The organism is Leuconostoc falkenbergense, from assembly GCF_014634805.1.
In the GTDB taxonomy this organism is placed as follows: domain Bacteria; phylum Bacillota; class Bacilli; order Lactobacillales; family Lactobacillaceae; genus Leuconostoc; species Leuconostoc falkenbergense.
Genome location: NZ_BMBS01000029.1, coordinates 1 through 25741 on the forward strand (window position 1 = coordinate 1; position 25741 = coordinate 25741).

At 39.1% G+C, this 25741-nt stretch carries 28 protein-coding genes and 2 pseudogenes; 26 read left to right on the forward strand and 4 right to left on the reverse strand.

What is annotated here, in order from left to right:
- Nucleotides 1–219 precede the first annotated feature (219 nt).
- From IEU71_RS06945 to trxB, 18 genes are all read left to right on the forward strand, one after another.
- Nucleotides 220–456 (forward strand): hypothetical protein, encoded by a 237-nt coding sequence (locus IEU71_RS06945; protein WP_004913254.1) that lies wholly within the window; start codon nt 220–222, stop codon nt 454–456.
- Nucleotide 457: 1 nt separating this feature from the next.
- Entirely contained in the window at nt 458–682 is a 225-nt protein-coding gene (locus IEU71_RS06950) for a hypothetical protein (RefSeq protein WP_004913255.1), read from the forward strand.
- Nucleotides 683–685: 3 nt separating this feature from the next.
- On the forward strand, nt 686–1777 hold the full coding sequence (locus tag IEU71_RS06955) for a GH25 family lysozyme (RefSeq protein ID WP_004913259.1): 1092 nt from the start codon (nt 686–688) through the stop codon (nt 1775–1777).
- 9 nt (nt 1778–1786) lie between these two features.
- Nucleotides 1787–2260, forward strand: coding sequence for a holin (locus tag IEU71_RS06960; protein ID WP_004913262.1), 474 nt, complete (start codon nt 1787–1789; stop codon nt 2258–2260).
- A gap of 139 nt (nt 2261–2399) precedes the next feature.
- Entirely contained in the window at nt 2400–2864 is a 465-nt protein-coding gene (locus tag IEU71_RS06965) for a Panacea domain-containing protein (RefSeq protein WP_004913265.1), read from the forward strand.
- A 6-nt stretch (nt 2865–2870) separates the two neighbouring features.
- Nucleotides 2871–3347, forward strand: coding sequence for a hypothetical protein (locus IEU71_RS06970; RefSeq protein WP_036066859.1), 477 nt, complete (start codon nt 2871–2873; stop codon nt 3345–3347).
- 572 nt (nt 3348–3919) lie between these two features.
- Nucleotides 3920–5260 carry a sensor histidine kinase gene (locus IEU71_RS06975; RefSeq protein WP_004913267.1) on the forward strand — a complete coding sequence of 447 codons (1341 nt, stop codon included), beginning with the start codon at nt 3920–3922 and terminating at the stop codon, nt 5258–5260.
- A gap of 197 nt (nt 5261–5457) precedes the next feature.
- Nucleotides 5458–6339: a phosphate ABC transporter substrate-binding protein PstS family protein gene (locus IEU71_RS06980; protein ID WP_004913270.1), complete on the forward strand. Its 882-nt coding sequence runs from the start codon at nt 5458–5460 to the stop codon at nt 6337–6339.
- Nucleotides 6340–6392: 53 nt separating this feature from the next.
- Nucleotides 6393–7316 (forward strand): phosphate ABC transporter permease subunit PstC, encoded by a 924-nt coding sequence (gene pstC, locus IEU71_RS06985; protein WP_004913273.1) that lies wholly within the window; start codon nt 6393–6395, stop codon nt 7314–7316.
- Nucleotides 7316–8200, forward strand: a complete 885-nt coding sequence (gene pstA, locus IEU71_RS06990) for a phosphate ABC transporter permease PstA (RefSeq protein WP_004913276.1) — start codon at nt 7316–7318, stop codon at nt 8198–8200. Before pstC ends, pstA begins: the two co-directional genes overlap by 1 nt.
- A 7-nt stretch (nt 8201–8207) precedes the next feature.
- Entirely contained in the window at nt 8208–9050 is an 843-nt protein-coding gene (pstB, locus tag IEU71_RS06995; RefSeq protein ID WP_004913279.1) for a phosphate ABC transporter ATP-binding protein PstB, read from the forward strand.
- The gene (gene pstB, locus IEU71_RS07000) at nt 9047–9817 is read left to right on the forward strand and encodes a phosphate ABC transporter ATP-binding protein PstB (protein WP_004913281.1); all 771 of its coding nucleotides are present in this window, start codon (nt 9047–9049) and stop codon (nt 9815–9817) included. The genes pstB (IEU71_RS06995) and pstB (IEU71_RS07000) overlap by 4 nt, the downstream gene beginning before the upstream one ends.
- A 58-nt stretch (nt 9818–9875) precedes the next feature.
- A complete protein-coding gene (gene phoU, locus IEU71_RS07005) occupies nt 9876–10550 on the forward strand; it encodes a phosphate signaling complex protein PhoU (RefSeq protein WP_004913284.1) in 675 nt (224 codons plus the stop codon).
- A 118-nt stretch (nt 10551–10668) separates the two neighbouring features.
- Nucleotides 10669–11025, forward strand: a complete 357-nt coding sequence (locus IEU71_RS07010) for a phage holin family protein (protein WP_004913287.1) — start codon at nt 10669–10671, stop codon at nt 11023–11025.
- Nucleotide 11026: 1 nt separating this feature from the next.
- Nucleotides 11027–11992: an HPr(Ser) kinase/phosphatase gene (hprK, locus tag IEU71_RS07015; RefSeq protein ID WP_004913291.1), complete on the forward strand. Its 966-nt coding sequence runs from the start codon at nt 11027–11029 to the stop codon at nt 11990–11992.
- Nucleotides 11985–12995 (forward strand): NAD(P)H-dependent glycerol-3-phosphate dehydrogenase, encoded by a 1011-nt coding sequence (locus tag IEU71_RS07020; RefSeq protein WP_004913295.1) that lies wholly within the window; start codon nt 11985–11987, stop codon nt 12993–12995. The genes hprK and IEU71_RS07020 overlap by 8 nt, the downstream gene beginning before the upstream one ends.
- A gap of 16 nt (nt 12996–13011) precedes the next feature.
- Nucleotides 13012–13887 (forward strand): UTP--glucose-1-phosphate uridylyltransferase GalU, encoded by an 876-nt coding sequence (gene galU, locus IEU71_RS07025; RefSeq protein ID WP_004913298.1) that lies wholly within the window; start codon nt 13012–13014, stop codon nt 13885–13887.
- Nucleotides 13888–14019: 132 nt separating this feature from the next.
- The gene (gene trxB / locus IEU71_RS07030) at nt 14020–14979 is read left to right on the forward strand and encodes a thioredoxin-disulfide reductase (RefSeq protein WP_004913300.1); all 960 of its coding nucleotides are present in this window, start codon (nt 14020–14022) and stop codon (nt 14977–14979) included.
- Between the two features lie 77 nt (nt 14980–15056).
- Here trxB and IEU71_RS07035 read toward each other — a convergent pair whose 3' ends face one another.
- From IEU71_RS07035 to IEU71_RS07045, 3 genes are read right to left on the reverse strand one after another with little or no spacing between them, the layout of a single operon-like run.
- Nucleotides 15057–15440 carry a VOC family protein gene (locus IEU71_RS07035; protein ID WP_004913303.1) on the reverse strand — a complete coding sequence of 128 codons (384 nt, stop codon included), beginning with the start codon at nt 15438–15440 and terminating at the stop codon, nt 15057–15059.
- A gap of 57 nt (nt 15441–15497) precedes the next feature.
- Nucleotides 15498–16232 carry a DUF6198 family protein gene (locus IEU71_RS07040; RefSeq protein ID WP_004913307.1) on the reverse strand — a complete coding sequence of 245 codons (735 nt, stop codon included), beginning with the start codon at nt 16230–16232 and terminating at the stop codon, nt 15498–15500.
- A 1-nt stretch (nt 16233) separates the two neighbouring features.
- Complete coding sequence (locus tag IEU71_RS07045; RefSeq protein ID WP_004913310.1) at nt 16234–17250, reverse strand: zinc-dependent alcohol dehydrogenase family protein; 1017 nt, start codon at nt 17248–17250, stop codon at nt 16234–16236.
- Between the two features lie 148 nt (nt 17251–17398).
- Between IEU71_RS07045 and IEU71_RS07050 the strand changes: the two genes are divergently transcribed.
- The 5 genes and pseudogenes from IEU71_RS07050 (at nt 17399) to IEU71_RS07070 (ending at nt 22767) form a co-directional block, all read left to right on the forward strand.
- On the forward strand, nt 17399–18379 hold the full coding sequence (locus tag IEU71_RS07050; protein ID WP_004913313.1) for a LacI family DNA-binding transcriptional regulator: 981 nt from the start codon (nt 17399–17401) through the stop codon (nt 18377–18379).
- Nucleotides 18380–18405: 26 nt separating this feature from the next.
- Entirely contained in the window at nt 18406–19065 is a 660-nt protein-coding gene (locus tag IEU71_RS07055; protein ID WP_004913315.1) for a DedA family protein, read from the forward strand.
- A 40-nt stretch (nt 19066–19105) separates the two neighbouring features.
- Nucleotides 19106–20806, forward strand: a complete 1701-nt coding sequence (locus IEU71_RS07060) for a phospho-sugar mutase (RefSeq protein WP_004913319.1) — start codon at nt 19106–19108, stop codon at nt 20804–20806.
- Nucleotides 20807–20929: 123 nt separating this feature from the next.
- On the forward strand, nt 20930–21289 hold the full coding sequence (gene rplS, locus IEU71_RS07065) for a 50S ribosomal protein L19 (protein ID WP_004913322.1): 360 nt from the start codon (nt 20930–20932) through the stop codon (nt 21287–21289).
- A gap of 126 nt (nt 21290–21415) precedes the next feature.
- Nucleotides 21416–22767, forward strand: a pseudogene (locus IEU71_RS07070) (gluconate:H+ symporter).
- 323 nt (nt 22768–23090) lie between these two features.
- On the opposite strand, the gene IEU71_RS07075 reads toward IEU71_RS07070, so the two are convergent.
- Nucleotides 23091–23792 carry a YslB family protein gene (locus tag IEU71_RS07075; RefSeq protein ID WP_004913330.1) on the reverse strand — a complete coding sequence of 234 codons (702 nt, stop codon included), beginning with the start codon at nt 23790–23792 and terminating at the stop codon, nt 23091–23093.
- Nucleotides 23793–23878: 86 nt separating this feature from the next.
- On the opposite strand from IEU71_RS07075, the gene murI reads away from it, so the two are divergent.
- The 3 genes and pseudogenes from murI to IEU71_RS07090 form a co-directional block, all read left to right on the forward strand.
- Entirely contained in the window at nt 23879–24718 is an 840-nt protein-coding gene (gene murI, locus IEU71_RS07080) for a glutamate racemase (protein WP_004913333.1), read from the forward strand.
- Entirely contained in the window at nt 24715–25317 is a 603-nt protein-coding gene (locus tag IEU71_RS07085; RefSeq protein ID WP_004913335.1) for an XTP/dITP diphosphatase, read from the forward strand. Before murI ends, IEU71_RS07085 begins: the two co-directional genes overlap by 4 nt.
- 29 nt (nt 25318–25346) lie before the next feature.
- Nucleotides 25347–25673, forward strand: a pseudogene (locus IEU71_RS07090) (metallophosphoesterase family protein); the annotation flags it as partial.
- Nucleotides 25674–25741: the final 68 nt, after the last annotated feature.

Sequence of the window (25741 nt, forward strand, 5' to 3'; positions counted from 1 at the left end):
CTAATTTTAGATGTGTCCAAGTATATTCATTGGTTCAACAACGAAAGAATCAGTCTTGCCAATCCAAAAATAAAAGTTGCCTAATCAGTTCAGCCCTAGATAAAAAATATTCCGAATTATTGACTTATGAGCAAATGCTAACTTGACTTTGCAAGTGGCACAATACAAGTCACTTGTTGAGCAATACGAGAATCAAGCTAAAGAAGAGGAGAAATAATCATGAATATGACAGTTGGAGATTTACAATTTAGTTTCGTTGGCGGTAAGTTGACATTGAAGTACGCATCAGTTTCATTTAATGCGGGCACGTTCCCAAACAGCTTGAATGGTAATTTACAGGTGACGCCAGAAGACGGTATTAGTTTGACATCATCAGAAACTGACATCAAAGCAGCAGCTAAGAAGAAAATTCAAGCGCTTATCGCAGATGCTCCGGCGAAAACAACGGAGGTATAATATGGAATTTCCACATGATTTGTTGGGTTGGCTAAGTGTGGGGTCTATTCTTCTGGGTGGTTTGTGGTGGGTATTGAAAAATACTATTGTCAACGCAATATTTGGTTTAAGAAATGACATTGCAGGCTTGAAAGTTGAATTGCGAAAGTTTAATTCAATTACTGACAATCACGAGATCCGATTGACAAAACTAGAAACGTGGAAACACGATAAATGGGAGGAATGAAAATTGAATAAATTAAAACGATTGGTGATTGCTTCAATTGGAGCAGTTGCCTTTTTAGTTGCCACGATTTCAGGTGTATCAGCCAATACGTTGGGTATTGACGTTGCTAGTTATCAAGGCACAACCACAAGCTATTTCAGCCAGTTTAAGAGTTATGGTGATAACTTCACTATGGTTAAGCTAGGCGGACGTGGCGGTGGCGAGGGTAGCCATTATGTGAATCCTAAAGCCTACGCACAAATTCATAACGCTGATGCCGTTGGTATGCAAACTGGTGGCTATTTCTGGGGTGAATTTGGTGATTCAGTTAGTGAAGCGAGTTATCACGCACAATTAGCTGTACAAGACGCACAGAACGCAGGATTAGCTAAGGGCAGTTACATTGCACTGGATTATGAAGCAGGTGCTGGTTATAACAAGGCTAACAACACAACCGCTATTTTGACATTTATGGACGCTATTTATGCTGCTGGCTATAAGCCAATGCTTTATTCTGGTACTTATTATGTGAATGCGAACATTGATTTGAACCGTATCAACGCACGTTATCCAAACGCTTTGTGGTTAGCTTGGTACTCGACCACTGCACATCAAGCAACGCCACCTATGCAATACTTCCCAAACTATTCTAACGTGAAGATTTGGCAGTATGCAGATAATCATTTTGGTGTTGATGGTAACGTAATGGTTGTTGGTTCATTAGATAACGATAAGCCAGCTGTACAAACGGCTTCTAAGCCATCACGGTCAACGAACACACCAAGCACATCAGCTAAGACACGTTATGCAACCTTTAGTGGTGTCTACGTGGCTGATTACTGGACTAAGTACAATAACAAAATGTACGGTGTCAACATTGATATGAGTATTCCAGTGATTGATTACAACAACTATATTCCTATTTCAGCCATGACGTTGACTGACCGATACGGTAATAAGCTACGTAACCAATACATTCAAGGTAACAACGGACGCATGGAATACTTTACTTTGAACGGTAAGTACAAGGTTATTTCACAAACAGCGACAACCATTAACGTTGAAATTGGTGGTGAGCCAGTCTCAATGATGAAGTCGTTTGCCACAATCAAATAAGGAGATCACATGCAAGCAAATAGTATTTCAGATGTTATTATCGCAATCGCTTTGGCAGCTATTCCAATTATTGGTGGTTGGATTGGTAAAGTCATTACTGGTAATAGCAAGGCTACAACTTTGATTAACGTTCTATCACCATTGGCAAAGGCTGCAATCGTAGCCATGCAAAAGTTAGGTGTGACGCAATATCTAGAGGGAGAAGCGAAGAAGTCTGGTGCCGTTGATATCGTCAAGCAAGCGTTATCAGCGCTAGGGTTATCAGACACCGATGAAGCAATAATCAAGAACGCTATTGAAAAAGAATACGCTGTATTGATTAATGAGTTGAATCAGACGTACCCACAGATGACGGCTGAACAAGCTAAGGTAAAAGAACAAACAGAACAACAGCAAAGCGAATTGACTAAAGCTGATGAGTTAGCCAAAGCACAACAGGCATTAGCTGACGCACAAGCAAAGGTTAACGCCTTACAAAATTGAATATAATAAAAACCGCCCGACTGGATTATTTCTGGTTGGGCGGTTTTTTATTAACAATATATATACTAATAGTAATAAAACACTGTAAAAAACAAACATTATGATATATAATGGGGATTGAATAAAAAGGAGAAAGGTTATGTACACAGCAAATCAGGTTGCAGATTGGATTCTAACTCGTTATTCAGCCAAAATGGATATAGATGATGGAATTGATCCAATGACTCAAATGAAACTACATAAACTTTTGTACTATGTACAAGGCACATTTTTAGCCATTCACGGCAAGCCGTTGTTTAATGATGAAATTTTGCATTGGAAACACGGTCCGGTTGTTAGATCTATATTTGATAGATTTAAAGGCGAAAAAGTTATTGGTCAAGAAATAACTGATAATGAACGAGCAAATTATTCAAAACTTGATGGCGATACTTATGCCAAAGAGGTTTTGGATGCTGTTTTTGATAACTATTCAGATTATTCTGCCGCACAACTAAGAAATATGACACACCATGAAACACCTTGGATGGAAACATCACACAACGATGTTATCTCACCGAAATCAATAGAGAGTTATTTTCAGACGGAAATTGTAGAAGCGTAAAGAATAATGTCTAAAATCAAATTTAACAGTCCTGATAAGACTAAAGCGCCAACCTTGAAAATGCAGTCTATATATGAAAAAAATCAACACGCGCTACGCTTGTCATTTAATTTTTCATTTTTAACTAAAAATAATGATTACAATTTAAACTCTTCAACATTCACGGGCGAGATAGCAAAAATACTATTTAACAGAATATCATCCTTATCTCAGCACGATGTTATGAGTGCCACTGCTTTAGGCAAGAGATTAGGGCTCGAACTCGTTAAAAAATTTGGTGGTAGAGATAAAATCGGGTTGTTAAAATTACATGAAAAGTTTGGGGAAGAACGTACAAATTTATGCAACGAAGGATATTGGATCTTCAGATTATGTCCCAACAATAATCCATACGAATCAAGAGTTTTAGGGAAAATCATTGATCATACATTTTACATCATGTTTATAGATTGTGAGCATGTTTTGTATGCCAAAAGGAAATAATTTGCCCTCAACCCGCACAAGTGATACCATTAAATAGCCCAACAAACACGGTCGTAAGTATACAATTTGTTTGTTGGGTTTTAATTTACACAGCAATCAAATAGGGGTAGAATAAACGTAGCTCAACAATCGATTTCATGAACTATGGAGTGCTTCCGTTATGATATCGTTTTCAGATTGTTGGGTTTTTGTTTGCTATATATTAATAAGTGGTTTACAATTGTAATCGTAATCTTCCCTATAAGATTACACCCCCAAACGCGTTCAGTCAGTGTAAAAGCTGGCTGTTTTTTTGTTGCGATCAGAATCGAAAACACCGACTAGAAATTAATCTGGGCGGCGTTTTTTATTTGGGGAAAATTTGGGGACATGACAGCATATTTTAGTGAGTTTTATAGGTTGTTAATACAATAATAAGTCCGGTATAAGTGCATATTAGAATTTTTAATTCATATATGGTAGTTACTGACAAATAATTAAATGATAGCAGTTACTCAAAACAGGGTAGCACCTGTTTTTTTTGTGAATCAAATTAGTGCTGATTTTTGTAACGAAGATGATATGATAAACGTATGAAAAATAAATTTGAAAAATTCATTATTATTTTGGGTTTAAACTTGATTTTACTGATCTCCTTAACTCAAATTGTGTCATTGACAAGGCAGACTTTAACAGCCTTAATTTTTATCGTGATTTTGATTTCAATTATTGAAGCTTGGCTTTCTCAACTGTGGGAAATGAGTGATGCAACTGAACTAGCTGTCATGAAGAAGCGGATGGAAGACACGTTGGCTGGCGAGACACCGAGGGGGGTATTAGCATCACCTGAATCACCTTATTATGATTTATTGCAATCTTTTAATGCATTACAGACGTATGTTCGGCACTCTCAATATGATAATAAACGTGATGTTGGCAACTACCAAACGTTACTCACTAGTTTACCTGTTGGCGTGATAAATGTTGATCGACATCATACGATTGATGTTTTTAATCAAAAAGCTGCTGATCTGTTGGGGGTATCTTTACCAAAATTACCCATTTCAGAAAATTTGATAATTCGTCAATTTACATTGTCTGAGTTAATTAGCCAAACTTTTAATACACAATCAAAGCAACAATCAATTCTAAACCTAACAATCAATGGTGAAACGCGGCAATACGATGCTAGCACACTATATCATCAATCTGGCGCTGAGGGTGAAGTCATGATTATGCTTTACGATTTGACGAGTGTTTTGCAAATTGAGCGCATGCAGGCTGACTTTTTGGCCAATGCCTCGCATGAATTTAAAACACCGTTGACTGCGATTACAGGATTTGTTGAAACATTGCAAGGACCCGCGGGTGACGATCCAAAAACACGTGCTCAATTTTTGACTATCGTAGCAAATGAGTCACAACGCCTCTCTGATTTAGTAAATGATATTTTGTCGCTGTCGCGTCTTAAACATAAAGCAGATGGGGAAGTTTCAATTATTAAAGTGTCTGAAATCGTCAATCAGCAGATTCAAAAAATTAATAGTCAACGTGTCACAATTCACAATGATGTGGATGATCAGCTTGAAGTTGTCGGTGTTGCAGAGGATGCAACAACGATTATTCAAAATTTATTGACCAATGCAGTCAAGTACAATGTTGAAAATGGCGAAGTATGGGTTTCGGCTAAAAAAGATAACTCACAGTGGTCTTTGAATGTTCGCGATTCGGGAATTGGTATTCCTTTGAGTCAACAATCACGTATTTTTGAACGATTTTACCGAGGAGATGAATCTAGACAACGAAAAATTGCTAGTGGAACCGGTTTAGGATTAGCAATTGTTAATGAAATTGTGACAAAACATAATGGTCGTCTGCAAGTCAAATCCCAAGTAGGTGTTGGTACGAGTATTACATTGACATTGCCTTTGTAAAGAAGATATCGTGAAAATCTTCTTTTTTTGTATCTAAAAAATTATAGGAAGTATAAATAGCGACGGTAATCCGAAAAAGGGAACAAACAGCCTCAATAATTCGATTTTCTTTACACAAACTTTACAAAAAGGCGTTCTGATTTTTACACAAGTTTAAGATAATTAAAACGTAGTAGTAAATCTTGGGAGGCATTAACATGTCGAAATCACATCGCGGCGCGGTTATATCTTCAATCGTTGTCGTGGCTATTGTTGCAGCACTTGGAACGGCCTATGCCACACGTGACAAAAGCGCATCTGGCACTTCAATCACGGCTGTTGGATCAACTGCGCTTCAACCATTGGTTGAAGCGGCGGGCGAAGAATATGCTAAAGAAAATCTTGGTATATTTATTAACGTTCAAGGCGGCGGTACGGGAACAGGGCTCAGCCAAGTTTCACAAGGCGCCGTAGATTTAGGCAATTCAGATGTGTTTGCTGAAGAAAAAGAAGGCATTAAAGCCAGTCAGTTAGTAGATCATCGAGTTGCTGTTGTGGGTATTGCACCTTTGTTAAATAAAGACAACGGTGTTAAAAACCTATCCACAGCGCAATTAAAAGCTATTTTTACAGGTAAAATAACGAACTGGCAAGAAGTGGGTGGTAAAAACCTTGACATTGTCATTATCAATCGTGCAACTGGTTCTGGTACAAGGGCGACTTTTGAAAAATGGGCCTTAGGTGGTGCTGAAAGTATTTCAGCTCAGGAGCAAGACTCATCAGGTATGGTACGCTCAATTGTGGCGACAACGCCAGGCGCAATTTCTTATGCTGCTTTTGGTTACATCGACTCGTCTGTTGTGGCTGCTAGTGTTAACGGCATAAAACCTAATAATCAAAATGTTGCCACTGGCAAATACGCCATTTGGTCATATGAGCATGTTTACACTAAGGGGAGACCCAATGCTCAAGTTGGTAAATTTTTAAAGTATCTCACATCAACAAAAATTCAATCTACTTTAGTGCCAAAGTTGGGCTATATTTCAATTCATGACATGAAAATTAGTCGTAGTGTTAATGGTCAAGTGGTTGAAAAATAAACGTGTTCGTTGTTGACGCTAATTGGCGCAACAACACTCACCGTGGAGAAAACATGGATAATATCACAAAAAAACTAATGCAACGCTCTGAATCAACTCGAAAAGATACTATTGGTCGTGCAATCAGCATGACAGCATTGATCTTGATTGCAATCGTTGTTGTTTCAATTTTCGTTTTTGTTTTGAGTCGTGGCTTGTCAACTTTTTATAAAGATGGTGTCAATGTGAAATATTTCTTATTTGGCACAACATGGAATCCTTCTGTAACTGATCCCGCAACAAAAAAGCCTTATATTGGCGCTTTGCCAATGATTTTGGGCTCGTTTTTAGTAACATTCTTGTCTGCCATTGTCGCAACACCATTTGCAATTGGTACTGCTTTGTTCATGACTGAAATTGCACAAAAGCGCGGCGCCAAAATTATGCAACCTATTGTCGAATTGTTGGTTGGTATTCCATCAGTTGTTTATGGGTTTATTGGTTTAACAGTTGTTGTACCAGTTATAAGAACAATTGCTGGCGGTTCAGGATTTGGTATTTTATCAGGTACAATTGTACTTTTCGTTATGATTTTGCCCACTATTACTTCGATGACCGTCGACACATTAAAATCTGTGCCACGTCATTATCGCGAGTCTGCTCTAGCAATTGGTGCTACGCGTTGGCAAATGATTTACAAGGTTGTTTTGCGCGCCGCAACACCTGGTATCCTAACAGCAATTGTGTTTGGAATGGCTCGAGCGTTTGGTGAAGCTTTGGCGGTCCAAATGGTCATTGGAAACGCAGCGTTGATGCCACATAGTTTGACGACTCCTGCCTCAACATTAACTTCTGTCTTGACGATGGGAATTGGTAATACTGTCATGGGATCATTACAGAATGATGTATTATGGACGTTGGCAATGATTTTGTTAATCATGTCATTGGTATTTAACTTAATTGTGCGTGCAATTGGACGTAGAGGAGCGATGAAGTAATGAAAGCAAAAACTGCTGATAAGATAGCTACTGGTTTTATTTACGCCATTTCTGGTATTGTCGCATTAATTTTGTTTGCGATGCTGTCGTTTATCCTTGTAAGAGGTGTACCACATCTTTCATGGCACTTTCTAACCTCACCTGCCCGTGCTTTTGAGGCAGGTGGCGGTGTTGGAGTACAACTCTTCAACTCATTTTATTTATTGATTTTGGCTATGGTAATTAGCTTTCCAATCGCATTGGGGGCAGCAATTTACTTAAATGAATATGCTAAGAAAAATTATTTTACAGCGATTGTTCGCACGGCAATTGAAATTCTAAGTTCATTACCATCTGTTGTTGTTGGTTTGTTTGGATTCCTGTTGTTTGTTGTTCAATTTAAATTAGGATTTTCGATTTTGTCTGGTGCCATTGCGCTAACTTTGTTCAACTTACCATTGCTGACACGTTCGATTGAGACGAGTTTGGCGCAAATTCCAGATTTACAACGTGAAGCAGGATCTGCATTGGGATTATCACGTTGGGAAACAGTCTTACACGTGATTTTACCCGCGGCTGTGCCTTCAATTGTAACAGGAGTTGTGTTGTCAGCTGGGCGTGTGTTTGGTGAAGCTGCCGCACTAATCTACACAGCTGGACAATCTGCACCAGCTTTAAATTTTGGTGATTGGAATCCGTTTAATATTTCAAGTCCCTTGAACCCAATGCGCCCAGCAGAAACTTTAGCGGTTCATATTTGGAAAATTAATTCTGAAGGCATTATGCCCGATGTCAACGCTGTATCTGCTGGTGCATCAGCAGTATTAATTATTGTTGTATTACTGTTCAACTTTAGTGCTCGTAAATTAGGTATGAAGTTGTATAAGAAATTAACTAGTTCGTGAGGCGACTATGACAAATCCTAACTTTGAATTTAAACCTGCCAGCGATTTTATTAGAGAAGACGCTCCTGAACGTTATATCTATAATATGGACGCTGACAAGCATGAAATTGCGATTTCTACGCATGATTTGCAAGTGTTTTACGGGGATAATCTTGCTTTGAGCGAAGGTGATTTGGAATTTGAGCGCTATAAGATTACCAGCCTTATTGGTGCATCGGGTTCTGGTAAATCAACATTTTTAAGATCTTTGAACCGTATGAATGATGATGTTGCCACCGTTAATGGTCAAATTATGTATCGTGGTGTTGACATTAACACTAAGAATATTGATGTTTATGAGATGCGCCGCCATATTGGCATGGTTTTTCAACGGCCTAATCCGTTTGCAAAATCAATCTATGACAACATTACTTTTGCGTTAACGCAACGCGGCAACTACACAAAAGAACAGTTGGACGAAATAGTTGAAACCAGTTTAAAACAAGCAGCATTGTGGGATCAGGTTAAAGATGAATTAAATAAATCAGCTTTAGCTTTGTCCGGTGGGCAGGCACAAAGATTAGTTATTGCACGTGCTTTGGCACTGAAGCCCGATATTCTTTTGTTGGATGAACCTTCAAGTGCATTGGATCCAATTTCTTCAGCTCAGGTCGAAGACACGCTGATTGAATTAAAGAATCAATACACAATCATTATTGTGACACATAACATGCAACAGGCTGCCCGTATTAGTGATTACACGGCTTTCTTCCATTTAGGTAAGGTCATTGAGTATGACTTAACGCGTAAAATATTTACAAGACCTAAAGTCGCTTTGACAAATGATTATATATCAGGTAATTTCGGATGACAGACAAACAAGAAAAAACAATTTTATCGACACGTGATGTTCGTCTTTGGTATGGTCAAAAAGAAGCCTTGCATGGTATTGACTTGGACTTTCCAAACAAGGGTATCACAGCTCTAATTGGTCCTTCTGGTTCAGGAAAAACCACATATTTACGCGCATTAAATCGGATGCACGATTTGGAAGATGGTGTGACTGTAACAGGTTCATTTAATTTTAATGGTACTGATATATATGCACCAACGACTGATACAGTTGATTTGCGCAAGCAAATTGGTATGGTTTTCCAGCAACCAAATCCATTTCCTTTCTCAATCTATGAAAACGTTATTTTTGGATTGCGTTTAGATGGCGTTAAAGATAAAGCGATATTGGATGAAGCAGTGGAACGTTCACTAAAGCAAGCTTCAGTTTGGGATGAAGTCAAAGATGACTTGCACAAATCAGCATTAGGCTTATCCGGTGGTCAACAGCAGCGTGTCTCAATTGCGCGTGTATTGGCAATGTCACCAGATTTGCTTTTACTTGATGAACCCACTTCAGCACTTGATCCCATTTCGAGTCGTAATATCGAGGAGACATTGTTGAAATTAAGAGAAGATTATGCCATGATTATTGTGACACATTCAATGTCACAAGCTTCAAGAATTTCTGATCGAACCGCTTTCTTCTTGAGTGGTGATCTGATTGAAGTTGATCAGACGAAGCACATTTTTCTTAATCCCCAAAAGCAAGAAACACAAGATTATGTTTCTGGACGTTTTGGTTAGTTGAAACCAAAAGTCATATTGCAAGACCACATTACACAAAGTCATGGAGGAGTTTGTTATGCGTCGATTATTTGATGAAGAATTAGCAGATTTAGATAGCTCATTTACAGAAATGGGTATGCTAGTGTCTCAAACTATTCAAAAAGCTGTTCAGTCATTTGTGGATCATGACCGCGAGGGTGCGCGTCAAATTTTAGAAAATGATCATCAAATCAATGAACGAGAAGCTGCCATTGAAAAGAAAACGTTTGAGATGATTGCACTATATCAACCTGTCACCACAGATTTGCGTGAAATTGTCACAATTTTAAAGGCTGTTTCAGTTTTGGAACGAATGGGAGATCAGGCGCGCAATATTGCTAACTCAACTATTCGTGTTAAAGGGACAAAGCATATTGCTAGCATTGAGCAAGAACTTGGTGTTATAGGTGAAATGGTAGCTAACATGGTTTCTCAGGTTATGGAATACTATGTTAAAAATGACGCCCTTGGCGCTGAATCAATAGCTGAAGCTAACCATAAGTTGTCACAAAGTGCTGCTAAAGTCAGAACCGATTCAGTAAACGGTATGAAAGAAAATGCTGATTTAGTTGATTCAGCGGCTGATTATTTGGTGATTGCTGGCTATTTGAAGCGTATTGGTGATTACACAACCGATATTGCGGAATGGATTGTCTACAAGCGCACTGGTAAGATTATCGAATTGAATCCAGGTTACAATTTCTTTATTTAACAGTCAAGCGTCTGTAAGGCGCTTTTTTTTATAGTCTACATTTGGTATAATTGTTATGTGAAAGTGTTATTGTATCAATATAGTAACCGTTTTCATAGAAAATCTTACGGGGGTTTCGATGCGCTTTATTGTTCGATTAGCAACAAACATGTTGAGCTTTTTGGTTTTATCAATGATATTCACTTCTGGATTTCGAGTTGATAATTGGGTTTCGGCATTGTTTGCAGCGTTTGTATTATCAATACTAAACGCTATCATTAAGCCAATTCTGACAGTTCTAACGTTACCGTTAACTATTATAACGTTTGGTTTTTTTGCCATCGTTGTTAACGCGTTCCTCCTTGAAATAACGGCTGATGTTGTTGGTGGATTCGAATTTACCAGTTTCGGGTGGGCAATGCTGATTGCTTTCATCTTATCAATTATCAACACAATTTTAACCAATGATTTGCATGTGCAAGTAGAAAGAAATTAAAATGGCACAAAATTCAGTAACAGTAGAACAATTAGTGGCTAACACGCGTCTTAAAATTGTTGCAGGTGAGCAATTTCTTGACAGAGAAATCACGACGGCGGACATTTCACGTCCTGGACTGGAAATGACTGGTTATTTCAACTATTACGCACCAGAGCGTGTTCAGTTGTTAGGAATTACAGAAACTTCCTTTTCAGAACGTATGAATCATGACGAATTGTTGATGGTGTATCGACGAATGGCTGATACGACAACACCAGCGTTTGTTGTGTCAACTGGTTTACCGATTAGTGACGAGTTGAAACAAGCGGCACAAGAAGCACATATTCCAATCTTGACTTCAACGCTAACATCATCTCGTATTTTATCAAATATGACTTATTATCTTGGCGGACAATTAGCCCCACGAGAAAATGTCCACGGTGTTTTGATTGATGTCCATGGTCTTGGTGTATTGATTACAGGTGATGCCGGTATAGGAAAAACGGAATCTGCACTTGAGTTAATTCAACAAGGTAAAGCAAGGTTGGTGGCTGATGATCGTGTTGATATTTATCAAGAAGATGAAGAGCGCCTAATTGGTGAACCAAACGGTGTTTTACGAAACATGATGGAAGTTCGTGGCGTAGGCATCATTGATGTGCAACAAGTTTATGGTGCCGTATCTGTTCGGTCACATGCTACCATCGCTCTGAATATTCATCTTTCAAATGGTAAAATTGGTGAAGCCAATTTTGATCGATTAGGAAATGATAATGATTCATTAGAAATTATGGGTGTTCAAATCAAGCGTATGGTGGTTCCAGTGACGCCAGGACGTAATACAGCTAGTGTAATTGATGCAGCTGCCGTTAAATTTAGAACCGCAAATATGGGTATTGACGCGTTACAAACATTAGAGCAACGTATGACAGCTGAAATGGCGAAGAACGAAAAAATTGATGCAGCAGGTGACAAAAATGACTAAAATTGCCATATTGGGCGCCGGATCATGGGGAACAGCTTTGGCTAATGTTGTTGCCGAAAATCATCAAGAAGTGCGTTTGTGGACCCATAACGCTGATCAGGCCAGAGAAATAAGCAATCAGCATACAAATCAAAAATATCTACCAAAAGCAATATTAAATGAGCGTTTGATGGCTACTGACAATATGGCACTAGCCGTCTCTGACGTTGACGTTGTGCTCAGCGTTGTGCCAACCAAAGCAGTTCGTGAAGTCGCACATCAACTAGCAGATGTCTTGGCAAAACAAAATCATCGTGTTATTTTGGCACATGCAACAAAAGGTTTAGAGCCTGTGACATTTAAACGCATTTCAGAAATGTTGGCTGAGGAAGTACCGGCACAATACCGTACTGCTTTGGCGATGCTGTCAGGTCCGTCACACGCTGAAGATGTTATTAAACATGATTTGACAGCTGTTTCAATTGCCAGTGATGATCCTAAAGCTGCTGAACTGATCCAAGCGATTTTTGCAAATGATGTCTTTAGACCTTATACGAACCACGATTTATTAGGTTCTGAATTAGCTTCTGCGTTAAAAAATATTATCGCGATTGGCTCTGGCGCATTGATTGGCTTAGGCTATGGCGCTAATGCACAAGCGGCATTGCTAACACGTGGATTAGTAGAAATGCGCGCTTTGGGTCAGGCAATGGGTGCTAAACCCGAAACTTTTTTGGGGCTGGCTGGCATTGGCGATTTGATTGTGACAGGCATGTCGCCAAATTCAAGAAACTATCGAGCAGGTCGAGAATTAGGTTCTGGTAAATCGTTAGCTGAAGTGGAAGAGGCTATGGGAATGGTCATTGAGGGTGTTAGCACGACTAAAGCTGTTTATGAGTTTTCTGTGCAACATCAAGTGGATATGCCTATTACAAAAGCAATTTATCAAGTGTTATATGAACAACTACCATTGCAAAGTGCGATTGCGCAATTAATGCAACGAAATTTGCGCAGTGAAGATTAAAGAAAAGAGAAAAATTATGAAACCAGTACGTAAGGCAATTATTCCAGCAGCAGGGTTAGGTACACGTTTTCTACCTGCAACAAAAGCATTAGCAAAAGAAATGCTACCAATTGTTGACACACCAACAATTGAATATATTGTAAGAGAAGCAATTGAATCTGGCATTGAAGATATTGTTATCGTGGACGGTAAGTCAAAGCGTTCAATTGAAGATCATTTTGATTCAAATCCTGAACTGGAAAATAATTTGCGGGAAAAGGGTAAGGATGCTTTACTGAAAGTTGTTGAAGAAACAACAGATATCAATATGTATTTCATACGTCAATCACATCCTAAAGGCCTAGGTGACGCTGTATTGACAGCCAAGGCTTTCATTGGTGACGAGCCTTTTGTTGTGTTACTTGGTGATGATTTGATGCAAGATGAAGTGCCACTGACAAAGCAGTTGATTGAGCGTTATGAAGAAACTGGAGAATCAACTTTGGCCGTGATGAAGGTGCCTCATGATCAAGTATCTGAATATGGTGTGATTGATCCGGCGGCTCAAGTTAACGATGACGGTCTATACCGTGTTAAGAGTTTTGTGGAAAAGCCAAAGCCAGAAGAAGCACCTTCAGATTTAGCTATTATTGGACGTTACTTGCTAACACCAGAAATTTTTGAAGAATTGGAAAATACAAAGCCTGGTAAGGGCAACGAAATTCAATTGACAGACGCAATTGATTCTTTGAATAATCGCCAACATGTATATGCTCATGAATTCAAGGGTAGTCGTTACGATATTGGCTCAAAGATTGGTTTCTTAGAGACAAATATTGAATTTGGCTTGAAACACCCACAGACTAAAGATGCACTGCGCGCTTACATCAAGGAGTTAGCGGCTAAACTTTAATCACTAAAAAACGAGACTAGTTCTCGTTTTTTCATATTCATTATTAAAATATCTAATGACAGGTTTTGCCCTCGACATTTCATATAATAACGAGTACAATAGTCTTAACAAAAAGTAAGTGTAGGTGTGGTGATGCCAGAAAATATTAAAATATATGATGTTATTATCGTTGGAGCAGGTCCTGCCGGCATGACAGCAGCGACCTATGCTTCACGTGCCAATTTATCAGTTCTAATGCTTGATCGTGGTATTTATGGCGGTCAAATGAATAATACGGCTGAAGTTGAAAATTATCCTGGTTTTGATTCGATTTTAGGACCCGATTTAGCTGAAAAAATGTATTCATCATCAACACAATTCGGTGCTGAATATGGTTTTGGGACAGTCGAACGTGTTGAATTAAAGGATGACTTGAAGTATATTCATACTGACATGGACGATTATGTCGCCAAAGCGGTTATCATCGCGACCGGCTCTGAGCATATTCACTTAGGAGCTGATGGCGAGGAAGAATATCAAGGTCGTGGCGTGAGTTATTGTGCAGTCTGTGATGGTGCGTTCTTCCGTGATGAGAATGTTGTTGTTGTTGGTGGTGGTGATTCAGCAATTGAAGAGGGACTTTATCTTACTAATTTGGCAAAGTCTGTTACTGTTCTACATCGTCGTGATAAACTGCGTGCACAACAAATTATTCAAGATCGGGCATTTGCGAATCCAAAAATGTCATTTATGTGGCATACAGAAGTGGAAGCGATTACTGGTGATGATGACAAAATCACAGGACTTGATATTATTAATAATCAAACACAGGAAAAAGCACATATTGATGCAGCAGGTGTCTTTGTTTACGTTGGATTAAAAGCAAATACACAAGGTTTCGAGAATCTCGACATTACCGACTCTGAGGGATGGATATTAACTGATGAGAAGATGCAGACAGCAATTCCTGGTATCTTCGCAGTAGGAGACGTCAGAGTCAAAGATTTGCGACAGATTACGACGGCTGTTGGTGATGGTGGCTTGGCTGGACAAGGAGTCTATGACTACATCAGCCATTTAGAAACCACTGTTCAGACGATCACAACTGAATGAAAAATGCGCACATCACTGTGCGTATTTTTTATTGATTTAATTTAGAAAATAAAAAAGCGCCAATAGGCGCTTTTTGCTTATTTAACTATTTCGCAAAATTCTACAATAACCCCATCAGGTCCTTGTAAGTTAAAGAACTTGATTCCTTTTTCCCAAAATGGCAAATGTTGCACCTCGGTGTTAAGCAAATCAAATCCTTCCGCTTTTGCTGCCACAAAAGCGGCATCAGCATCAGTTGTATCCATTGAAATATGATTGATTGCACCTGGTTTACCAACAACTTCATCTCCTGCCCAAGTTTCGATGACTAAGTTGCCACGTTGCATGAAGATAACTTTACCAACGGGGAAATCGCCAGTCTTTTTAAAGCCCAGCTTTGTCCAAAAAGCCTCTGATTTTGCCAAAGATGACGTAGGAATACCAATGTGCTGTACGCCACTATAATAGTCTGAAAATGCCATAATAATACCTTTCTAGTAGTATTGCTACTGATATGTTCATTTTACAAAATAATTGTTTTAATTACCAACATCTATTGCCTGATGCTTTAAATTCTTGAAGACATATTTATCTGCAATGCCCGTAATGCCGCCTTGAAATAGGAATGCGAAAATAGTACCTAAACCGAAATTATACAAATTAGGTAAAGTAATTACAAAAGCAATGATTGCAAAAATCGTTGGTGGAATGTAAGATGCCCACATGGCTTTGAAAGCTGACCCATGAAAGTATTTGAAACGCAAGATTTGCATTAAATCATCGGCTGGGTGTAATACTAAATTCACACGTTGATAAATCGAAATGGCAACGGCAATGAAGGCGACACCAATAAAATTAATTACTGTATACAACACAGTTGCTGCCACTGAATTAGCATTTGGCATAATTTGATTGAAAATATTTGAAAACCATTGAATAAAAATTGAAAATGGTAACATAAACAAGAAATTACCAATAATACGATGCCAATCTAACTTTTTCATCAATAGCGCATTTAGAAATGAAATAAGCATGCCGAGAACTAGGAATGCCCAAAATAAAACAAGTGAATTATTTCCTAGTAAGGCTTGACCTAGATTAGCCTCTGCAGCTGTCCAATAAGCTGATCCCAAAAAAGCGGGTTTTATATGTGAAGCTGTGACGAGCGTCAAAACATTTCCCATCGCATTTAAAATCAATGAAATGCCAAAAAACATAAGTGATTTGCTCATTGAAATGCTTCGTGGATTATGATGTCGCGCATTTTCTGCCATCTTATGCCTCTTCGCCACCAACCTTGACGACTGCCTTGGAAACGACACCTAATTTACCATTCACAAAATCATCTACAGTCTGGTAATCTAGTTCGTGAGACATCAACGATTCAACGTCTAACTTGCCTGATGATAACAATGCCAATGAATCTTCAAAGGCGTTTGGATTGATAAATGATCCTTGAATCGTCAATTGCTTTTGGAAGACTTCATAAGTGTTCATTTGGAACTTTGCGTCGGGGCCACCAACACCAAACATCAAAACTTGAGCACCACGGGCTGAAGCCTCAATGGCTGCTTCTTGTGTTTGTGGTAAACCAACTGCTTCAACGACAACATCATAAGTACCTTCAGGAATTTTATCACCATCTTTGGTATTGTACGTATTTTTCACGCCAAACTTTTCTTTGTTCATAGCGAGCTTTTCAGGAACAATACCAGCCAAGTCGACTTGGTGAATACCATAAGCTTGCAAAATTTGAACAAAAAGCTCACCCATGAAGCCATCACCAATAACCAATGCCTTTTGGTAAGGTGTCACTTTAAGTAGTTGAATACCGTGAACCGCACATGAAATAGGCTCAACAACGGCAGCTGACTTAAGTGAAACGTTATCAGGAATTTGGTAAACAACTGATGCAGGTGCCGTGAAGTATTCCTCAAATCCACCATTACGTGTAACACCAACAGCCGACAAGTTTTCGCAAAGTTCTGGACGTGCAGTACGGCAATACTTGCATTGGCCACAGTAAATATTAGGATCAATTGTTACACGATCACCAACAGCAACGTTTGTAACATCAGAACCAATCTCAGCTACAACACCGGAATTTTCATGACCCAACACAATTGGTGGCACAGCATCTGCTGAGCCGGGAAGGCCGGCATACAAAGCGTGATCAGTACCACAAATACCAGCGAATGCCGTATGAATCAAAACTTCATTGGGTTTTACCTCAGGCTTTTCAATGTTCTCAACCTCTAATTTTTTTGTACCAGTTAACACAAGTGCTTCCATGTTTGTTCTCCTTTTTTATTTGTGATTAAATTAACTTACGAGGACAATGGTAAACCTTTAGCACGACAAAGTCAAACGTTTATCACATTTATTTTAGTAAGGGGAATAGACCATGTGATAGAATATTAAGAGAGTATGGAGGATTGCAATGGTTGCAAAATTAAGTGATGTTGCGGCGTTAGCTGGTGTTTCAGTAACAACGGTATCGCGCGTCATCAATAACTATGGTTCATTAAGCCAAAAAACAATTAATAAAGTTCACGAAGCTATGCGAGAGTTGCATTATCAACCTAATGCCATGGCGCGTTCGCTGCAAGGAAAATCATCGCAATTTATCGGATTGATTTTTCCGAACATGGAAAATCCCTTTTTTACAGCTTTGGCGAGTGAGATTGAGCAACAGCTATTTGAGTTAGGGTATAAGGTCATTATTGCAACTTCAGCTAATAATGTTGAAAAAGAGCGTCAGTACCTTCAAATGTTGGCTGCGAATCAAGTCGAAGGTATCATTACTTCTTCACATAATTTGGGTATTGGTGAGTATCAAAACACCTTTTTACCAATTGTTTCTTACGATCGTTACTTGGCAGATAACGTGCCAATTGTTAGCGAGGATAATGAACAAGGTGGCTATTTAGCTGGTGAGTATCTATTGTCTACTGGTGCAAAAAGGTTATTAATGTTAAGTGATGATGATGGCTCAGAATCACCAACCCATCAACGGTACGCAGGATTTTTACGTGCTACACAACAGAATTCGATTCCTGTTGTCAGACAAAATTATAGTTTACAAGGGTTTGCTACAAGTAAGGACATCGACAATATGGTGTCTTATATCATTAAGAATGGCATTGAGGGGGTCTTTGCCTATAATGATGTGGCTGCTATTCAACTAGAAAATGCTTTGCAGAAGGCTGGTAAAAGAGTGCCAGAGGATATTAACATTATTGGATACGACGGGACACCAATTGTCCGGCGTTTGCATCCAAATTTGCCAACAATTGTTCAACCGATTGCAGCGGCTGCATCACAGTTAATAGAGGTATTATTTGCACTGATTAAAACACCAAGAACAACAATGACGCCTGATAGTTTGCTGCCAGTGTCACTGTATTTACCAAAAGACTAATTTTTGGTAACATTTCGGAGGGGAAAATGTTTCTAAATTCACTCACTGCATTGCCCAACTGGCTAGAACATTTAATCGCCAGTGATCATCATTTCACATTAGCAGCATTTGGTATCATGTTTGTATTGATATTTATTGAGACTGCTGGGATTGTGACAGGATTTATTCCTGGTGATACGATTTTGATTACAGTAGGAAGTTTGGCTGGCGCCCATCATAATATTGGTGAATTGCTTTTGGTTATTGGCATTTTTGCAATTGCTTCTTTTTTAGGAGATGCTGTTAATTATTGGTTGGGCGCGTTCATTACGACACAAGTCGCTAAAATACCCTGGGTTAAAAAATATTCACACAGTAGTTTGACTGATGAAATCGCTAAAGATTTTCATCCCAAGAGATGGTTGCTATTCGTTGTGTTAGGCCGCTTTTTACCCTTTATTCGCGTTGCTGTGCCATTATTAGCACATCGTTTGGGGTTAGCCTTTCCAGTTTATTTACGAATGGCTGCTTTTGCTAGTATTTTATGGTCAGCCAGTATTGTCTCAATTGGTTATTTTGTAGGCCATTTGGAGATTCCAAAGTCCGTGACTGTGACTATTTTTATCGTAATTGCTGTGATAGCAATTACTGTTTTAAGAATGCAAAAGTTTAGAAACTGGATTTTGGCGTTGTTCACACGGAAATAATTTTGTTATAATTTAAGAAAATGGGAAAAGAAGGTTAATCATGAGTTATCAAGAAAAACTGGCACAGTGGCAATCAGCAAATTTGCCTGACTATTTGGCAACTGATTTGGCATCATATTCAGCAGAAGAACAGGAAGATGCTTTCTATCAAAACTTGAGTTTTGGTACTGCAGGCATGCGTGGCTTACTTGGGGCTGGTACTAATCGCATGAACATTTATACTGTTCGTCAGGTAACTGAAGCATTGGCGCGCTATATTACTTCACAAGGGGATGCGGCAAAACAGCGTGGCGTGGCAATCAGTTTTGACTCGCGTCATTTTTCTCCTGAGTTTGCTGCAGATGCTTCACAGGTACTCTCTGCGCATGGTATCAAGAGTTATTTATTTACATCATTGCGCCCAACACCTGAACTATCATTTGCCGTGCGTGAATTGAAAGCGTTTGCCGGCATCATGATTACTGCCTCACATAATCCTAAAGAATACAATGGTTATAAGGTTTATGGTGAAGATGGGGGCCAAATGGTTCCCGACGCTGTTGCAGCAGTTGTGAAAGAGTTGGAAGGTATTACTGATATTTTTGATATTTCATTGGATGAGAAAAGCGCCAATGTTCAAATGATTGATGACGATATTGATAACCTCTACTTATCAAAAATGAAAACAGTAACAGTTGATCCTGAACTAGTTGCACGTGAAGGGACTTCACTAAAGTTTGTTTATTCACCACTTCATGGTACGGGCCAATATATTGGTGAAAAGGCACTGCAACAGGCTGGTTTCACTAACTATACTGTTGTTAAAGAACAAGCTGTGATTGATGGTGATTTCCCGACGGTCAAAAAGCCTAATCCTGAGGATGCAGCAGCCTTAACACTTGCGATTGAATATGCAAAGCGCGAAGGGGCAGACGCGGTTGTCGCTACTGATCCGGATGCCGATCGTATGGGCGCTGCGGTTAAATTGTCAGATGGTAGTTTCCAAGTGCTTACTGGCAATCAAATTGCTGCTGTATTAGTTAATTATCTTTTGACGGCTAAGAAAAATACGCAGTCATTACCCGAAAATGGTGCTATTGTAACTTCAATTGTCTCATCAAGATTTGCATCAACTGTTGCTGAAAGTTTCGGTGTTGTGACGGCAGATGTTTTGACCGGATTTAAGTATATTGCAGCAACAATTGATGAATTTGAAGCAACGAAATCACACGAATTTTTGTTTGGTTTTGAAGAGAGTTTTGGCTACTTGGTGAAGCCTTTTGCTCATGATAAAGACGCGATTCAGGCACTCGTATTATTTGCCGAAGTGGCTGCATACTACAAGTCTCAGGGTAAAACTTTTGCAGATGGCGTTCACGAACTATTTGAAAAGTTTGGTTATTTTGAAGAAAAAACCATTAGTTTAGACTTTCCGGGTATTCATGGCAATGATGAAATGGCAACTATTATTTCTGAATTCCGTGATAATCAGCCAAAACCAATCGGTGAGGTCAGTGTAACACGCGTACAAGATTTCTTATCTTCAATAGAAACTGATAATACGGGTGAAACAGTGGCACTCAAGCAACCTAAAGCTAATGTTTTGAAATATTGGCTAGCAGATGGATCATGGGTTGCGGTTCGACCTTCCGGTACAGAACCAAAACTAAAGTTCTATATTGGTGTTGTTTCGGATGCACAAGCTACTTCTCAAGCTAAAATTGATAAAATTGCCAGTGATTTAATGACCCACGCTAAGTAGTACTAGACACAAGGGGCTATGTCTGCTATACTGTTACATGGCTATTAATTGCCATATTAACGGTAATCCGCTGTGCGTTTAGCCTACGGGCAAGTGCAAGATTGTCGAATAGGAGAATGACCAATGCGTCAAAATAGTATTTTAGAAAATGTAACATCAGCACAATTGCGTACTGATATTCCTGAATTCCGTGCCGGTGACACTGTTAAAGTGTATGCTAAAATTGTTGAAGGTTCACGCGAACGTATTCAGTTGTTTGAAGGTGTTGTAATTAAGCGTAAGGGTGCTGGCATCCAAGCTACTTACACTGTTCGTAAGATTTCTTCAGGTGTTGGTGTGGAACGTACTTTCCCACTGCACTCACCACGTGTTGACAAGATTGAAGTTGTGCGCTTTGGTCAAGTTCGCCGTGCAAAGTTGTACTACTTGCGTGCATTGCAAGGTAAGGCAGCTCGTATTAAAGAACGTCGTCGCGACGTTTAAATTACTGAAAAAGCATCTCAATTTGAGATGCTTTTTTTTGCGACAAAATTTGACCTAAAATATGAATTGTGTGATAAAATGAAAGCGGTTACAGAAAATAGCATATTATTTAGGAGAATGCATATGATGTCATTTGTTGTATTAGGATCGGGAATCCTATTTTTATTAGTATTGATTATTAAGTTTAAAATCAATACTTTTATTTCGCTGATTTTAACCGCTGCTTTAGTTGGCGCTGGATTAGGTATGCCGCTTGATCAAATTCCAACATCGATTCAAAATGGTATTGGGTCATCGCTCGGTGAGTTGGCAATCGTGTTTGGTTTTGGCGCGGTGTTAGGCAGGTTGGTAGCTGATGCTGGCGGTGCTTATCGCATTGCTCACACACTAATTGCCAAATTTGGGAAAAAGCGTGTTCAGTTAGCCATTATGGTTGCGGCCTTTATCATCGGTATTGCGTTATTCTTTGAAGTTGGTATGGTTTTATTGATTCCGATTGTCTTTGCAATCGCTTTAGAAGCGTCGGTGCCATTACTTTACCTCGGTATTCCAATGGCCGCTGCGCTGTCAGTAACGCATGGTTTTTGCCACCGCATCCAGCACCAACAGCTATTGCGGGCGCACTAGGTGCTAATCCTGGGACTGTGTTGGTTTATGGCCTAATTGTGGCTATTCCAGCTGCCATTGTGGCTGGACCTATTTTCACAAAATTAGCACAAAAATTTGCACCAGATGCTTTTGTGGTCAAAAAACAACTGACTGCTTTTGGACAACAAAAAGCATTTCAGATTGATGAGACGCCTAGCTTTGGTATTTCAGTTTTAACGTCGTTGTTTCCTGTTTTATTGATGGGGATTACAACAGTTTATACTATTATCTACAATGATGGCCAACCTTTTAAAAATCCAAAGGGTATTGACGCTTTTATTACTATGATTGGCAACCCGGTTGCCGCAATGATTATTTCTTTGGTATTTGCTTTGTGGGCAATGGGCTGGCACCAAGGCCGTGCAACGAAAGATATGATGGTAACGGTTGAAGATGCGGTTAAATCAATCGCTATGTTATTGTTGATTATTGGTGGTGGTGCCGCTTTCAAGCAAATCTTGATTGATGGTGGTATTTCAAAACAAATTTCGGATTTGTTCATTCATTCAGCAATTTCGCCTCTAATATTGGCGTGGTTAATTACTGTATTATTACGTGTTGCATTGGGATCGGCTACGGTAGCTGCCTTAACCGCGGCAGGACTCGTTCAACCATTAATGGCTGCTTCAGGCATCAATCCGGCATTGATGGTATTGGTGATTGGTGCAGGTTCGTTAGCATTTTCACATGTAAATGATGCTGGTTTTTGGATGTTCAAAGAGTATTTTGATTTAAATGTTAAGCAAACACTACAGATATGGACAGTATTAGAGACGATCATCGCTGTCGTAGGGCTGGGGATGGCCCTGATATTGAATCTTATTGTGTAATTGTTAACTTATGTGACAACCTTTAACGTAATTTTTCTGTAACGTTTTTGTCAAAATGTAGATACGTTTTTTTGTCATAGTTGGTCTATAATAGAAACATACTCAAATAACATTTGAGTTTCATTACTCCCCCCCAGTAATGTTTCAATCAGTTCCCCCAATTACTGATTGAACACCGATAGCTTCGGCTATCAATCCCCTTGACCATCCCCCTCTTAGGTCAAGGGATTTTTTATTACAAAAAAATATCATAATAAAAGCCGCTAATTTAGACATGTGAGAAGAAAATGGAAAACTTTCTTTATTGTCAAAAAATTAGTGGCTTATTTATTTTGATTTGGTTGAGAGGGCACATTGAATGGATCAATTTCTTCACCAGACAAAGCGCTTAGACTTGAGTGTTCTTCGGTCGGCATCAATGTGTCATCGAAATTAAAAGCTAAGAGAGAATCGGTAATAGATTGTTCGCGGGAGATATCATCATCATTGCGAACCTCAACCATAGTTGCATTTTCGGTTGTATCATGAGTTTTCTTTAAGAAAGTTTCACGAGCGGCAACACGTTGCTTAATATCTTCTACGTTAACTGTTTCGGTTAAGTCTGTTACAACTTCAAATGACACGCCTTCATTTTTTTTGAGATATTTAAAGTTTGCCTCAGCGATAGCACCCGTTTGAACCTCAAGCTGTTGTGCCAAAAAACCTGCTTCTAGGCTAAAATCAGCGTTTTTATTCAAACTAAGACGTTGTTTGACTAAATCGCCGGTCAATTCCCAACGTTGATTTTTACTATCTTGAGACTTGATCTCGAGATCGCCGAAAGCTGCATCAGCAAAAAATTCTTTGACAGAAGTTAAAGTGTCAGTTGGAAATTGGCGTGCAATTTCTTTTCCAGCCCAGTACAGAATGTGAGGATAGTCTTCTTGTAATAAATTAACGAGTAAACCATCCCGCAAAAGACTAAGCGCGAAGCTATTAACTTGAAAATTTGTTTGTAAAATTTTATCGTAATCGTTGATGTCCATAAGTGCGGTAATCCTTTCATTTCATTATACACAATTATGACTGTGAAATGCTTGCATTTTTAATTAAGCCGTTCATAATTAATAATATGAATAAAAATAATCCAATTGGGTTCCTTGATTCTGGAATTGGTGGTTTAACTGTTGTTAAAGCCGCCCAAGAACAACTACCCAACGAACAATTTATGTATATTGGCGATACAGCACGTATGCCGTATGGCCCACGGCCAGCTCAAGAAGTGATTGATTATACTTTTCAGATGGCCAATTTTTTGATTGAAACAAAACATATTAAGTTACTTGTGATTGCTTGTAATACAGCAACAGCCCGGGCATTACCATTGCTGCAAGCCGAGTTATCAATTCCTGTCATTGGTGTGATTCAATCTGGTGCTGAAGCAGCTGTTCGTATGACTAAAAGTAATCATATTGGTTTAATTGCCACGCAAGGTACGGTAACGAGTGGTATTTATGAAAAAGAAATGGCTAAATTGGCACCAAACGTTGTCATACAAGCCCAGCCGGAGCCTGATTTTGTCACTTTGGTTGAAAACGATGACTATCAGTCTGAACACGCCAAAGAATTAGTGGCAAATCACTTAAGTCATTTCACTGATAACACAGTTGATACGCTTATTCTAGGGTGCACACACTTTCCGCTTTTAGCACCGTTTATACAATCAGCCGTGGGAAGTCAAGTCAAGCTAATTGATGCTGGTGCTGAAACAGTGACAGTTGTTAACCAATATCTTGACACCCACAACCTGCATTCAGATGTTGTTCATGGACATGATCATGATATTTATCATACAACGGGTGATAAAGTACTGTTCGAAAAAATTGCGACGAACTGGTTGTCACGAGCACAGCCACTGGATGTTCGTCATCTAGTTATAACCAATAATCATTTAGAGGACGAAAGCGTATGAAAAGACTGATCATTGCCAGTAATAATGAACACAAAATGCAAGAACTAGAATCAATATTACGTGATATCAATGTTGATTTGAAAGTCGTACCGTTGCGTGAATTAGATAAAGTACCAGAAATCATTGAGGATGGTCAAACATTTGAAGAAAATGCCACAAAAAAAGTTACCACAATCGCAAAAATCGCGCCTAATGACTACATTTTAGCTGATGATTCAGGTTTGACGATTGATGCATTAAATGGTGAACCGGGTGTTTATTCTGCTAGATATGCAGGCGATCATGATGATGACGCAAATATCGAAAAAGTTTTCTCCAAGATGGGTGATACTACCAACCGCGCGGCACATTTTCACAGTGTGATTGTATTGTTATCGCCTAACGGGCAACGGCTGGTCACCTCTGGTATCATTGACGGTGTGATTACAACGCAACGACATGGTGATAATGGATTTGGCTATGATCCCATTTTTTGGGTGCCACAGTTCAACCGAACTTTTGCTGAATTAACGGCTTCAGAAAAAAATGCTGTTAGTCATCGCGGCCTTGCGTTACAGTCACTTGGCAAGCAATTACCACAATGGTTGGCTGAAAATTAAGTTTAGCAATGAAAGGGTAAGTCATAATTATGAGTCAATTTTTAATCGTATCAGACATTCATGGTGATCGTAGCATTTTTTTGGATATTTTAGAACATTGGCAATCTCAAGTTGATGGTATTTTTTATAATGGTGATTCGGAATTATCTGCTGATGATAAAGTGTTTGAAGGCGTTTCTACCGTGATTGGCAATATGGATGGGGATCCCGATTTCGTTGATGCACGTTCAACAACGATTGATGGCATTACCTTTTTCCAAACACATGGTCACCTGTATGATGCTACTTCTTTATTAGGTTGGGCTAATTTACAACAAATGAATCAGGCAGCAGATAAGGCGCACGCGCATGAAGTGAACCCAATAACTTGGACAAAATAAAAAAATGTCCAGAAAGTTATTGGGTTTTTCTATGTCTAAATATT

Coding starts and splice junctions, on each gene's coding strand:
- IEU71_RS06945 (WP_004913254.1), top strand. CDS start 220: ATGAATATGACAGTTGGAGATTTACAATTTAGTTTCGTTGGCGGTAAG.
- IEU71_RS06950 (WP_004913255.1), top strand. CDS start 458: ATGGAATTTCCACATGATTTGTTGGGTTGGCTAAGTGTGGGGTCTATT.
- IEU71_RS06960 (WP_004913262.1), top strand. CDS start 1,787: ATGCAAGCAAATAGTATTTCAGATGTTATTATCGCAATCGCTTTGGCA.
- IEU71_RS06965 (WP_004913265.1), top strand. CDS start 2,400: ATGTACACAGCAAATCAGGTTGCAGATTGGATTCTAACTCGTTATTCA.
- IEU71_RS06970 (WP_036066859.1), top strand. CDS start 2,871: ATGTCTAAAATCAAATTTAACAGTCCTGATAAGACTAAAGCGCCAACC.
- IEU71_RS06975 (WP_004913267.1), top strand. CDS start 3,920: ATGAAAAATAAATTTGAAAAATTCATTATTATTTTGGGTTTAAACTTG.
- IEU71_RS06980 (WP_004913270.1), top strand. CDS start 5,458: ATGTCGAAATCACATCGCGGCGCGGTTATATCTTCAATCGTTGTCGTG.
- pstC (WP_004913273.1), top strand. CDS start 6,393: ATGGATAATATCACAAAAAAACTAATGCAACGCTCTGAATCAACTCGA.
- pstA (WP_004913276.1), top strand. CDS start 7,316: ATGAAAGCAAAAACTGCTGATAAGATAGCTACTGGTTTTATTTACGCC.
- pstB (WP_004913279.1), top strand. CDS start 8,208: ATGACAAATCCTAACTTTGAATTTAAACCTGCCAGCGATTTTATTAGA.
- pstB (WP_004913281.1), top strand. CDS start 9,047: ATGACAGACAAACAAGAAAAAACAATTTTATCGACACGTGATGTTCGT.
- phoU (WP_004913284.1), top strand. CDS start 9,876: ATGCGTCGATTATTTGATGAAGAATTAGCAGATTTAGATAGCTCATTT.
- IEU71_RS07010 (WP_004913287.1), top strand. CDS start 10,669: ATGCGCTTTATTGTTCGATTAGCAACAAACATGTTGAGCTTTTTGGTT.
- hprK (WP_004913291.1), top strand. CDS start 11,027: ATGGCACAAAATTCAGTAACAGTAGAACAATTAGTGGCTAACACGCGT.
- IEU71_RS07020 (WP_004913295.1), top strand. CDS start 11,985: ATGACTAAAATTGCCATATTGGGCGCCGGATCATGGGGAACAGCTTTG.
- galU (WP_004913298.1), top strand. CDS start 13,012: ATGAAACCAGTACGTAAGGCAATTATTCCAGCAGCAGGGTTAGGTACA.
- trxB (WP_004913300.1), top strand. CDS start 14,020: ATGCCAGAAAATATTAAAATATATGATGTTATTATCGTTGGAGCAGGT.
- IEU71_RS07035 (WP_004913303.1), bottom strand. CDS start 15,440: ATGGCATTTTCAGACTATTATAGTGGCGTACAGCACATTGGTATTCCT.
- IEU71_RS07040 (WP_004913307.1), bottom strand. CDS start 16,232: ATGGCAGAAAATGCGCGACATCATAATCCACGAAGCATTTCAATGAGC.
- IEU71_RS07045 (WP_004913310.1), bottom strand. CDS start 17,250: ATGGAAGCACTTGTGTTAACTGGTACAAAAAAATTAGAGGTTGAGAAC.
- IEU71_RS07050 (WP_004913313.1), top strand. CDS start 17,399: ATGGTTGCAAAATTAAGTGATGTTGCGGCGTTAGCTGGTGTTTCAGTA.
- IEU71_RS07055 (WP_004913315.1), top strand. CDS start 18,406: ATGTTTCTAAATTCACTCACTGCATTGCCCAACTGGCTAGAACATTTA.
- IEU71_RS07060 (WP_004913319.1), top strand. CDS start 19,106: ATGAGTTATCAAGAAAAACTGGCACAGTGGCAATCAGCAAATTTGCCT.
- rplS (WP_004913322.1), top strand. CDS start 20,930: ATGCGTCAAAATAGTATTTTAGAAAATGTAACATCAGCACAATTGCGT.
- IEU71_RS07075 (WP_004913330.1), bottom strand. CDS start 23,792: ATGGACATCAACGATTACGATAAAATTTTACAAACAAATTTTCAAGTT.
- murI (WP_004913333.1), top strand. CDS start 23,879: ATGAATAAAAATAATCCAATTGGGTTCCTTGATTCTGGAATTGGTGGT.
- IEU71_RS07085 (WP_004913335.1), top strand. CDS start 24,715: ATGAAAAGACTGATCATTGCCAGTAATAATGAACACAAAATGCAAGAA.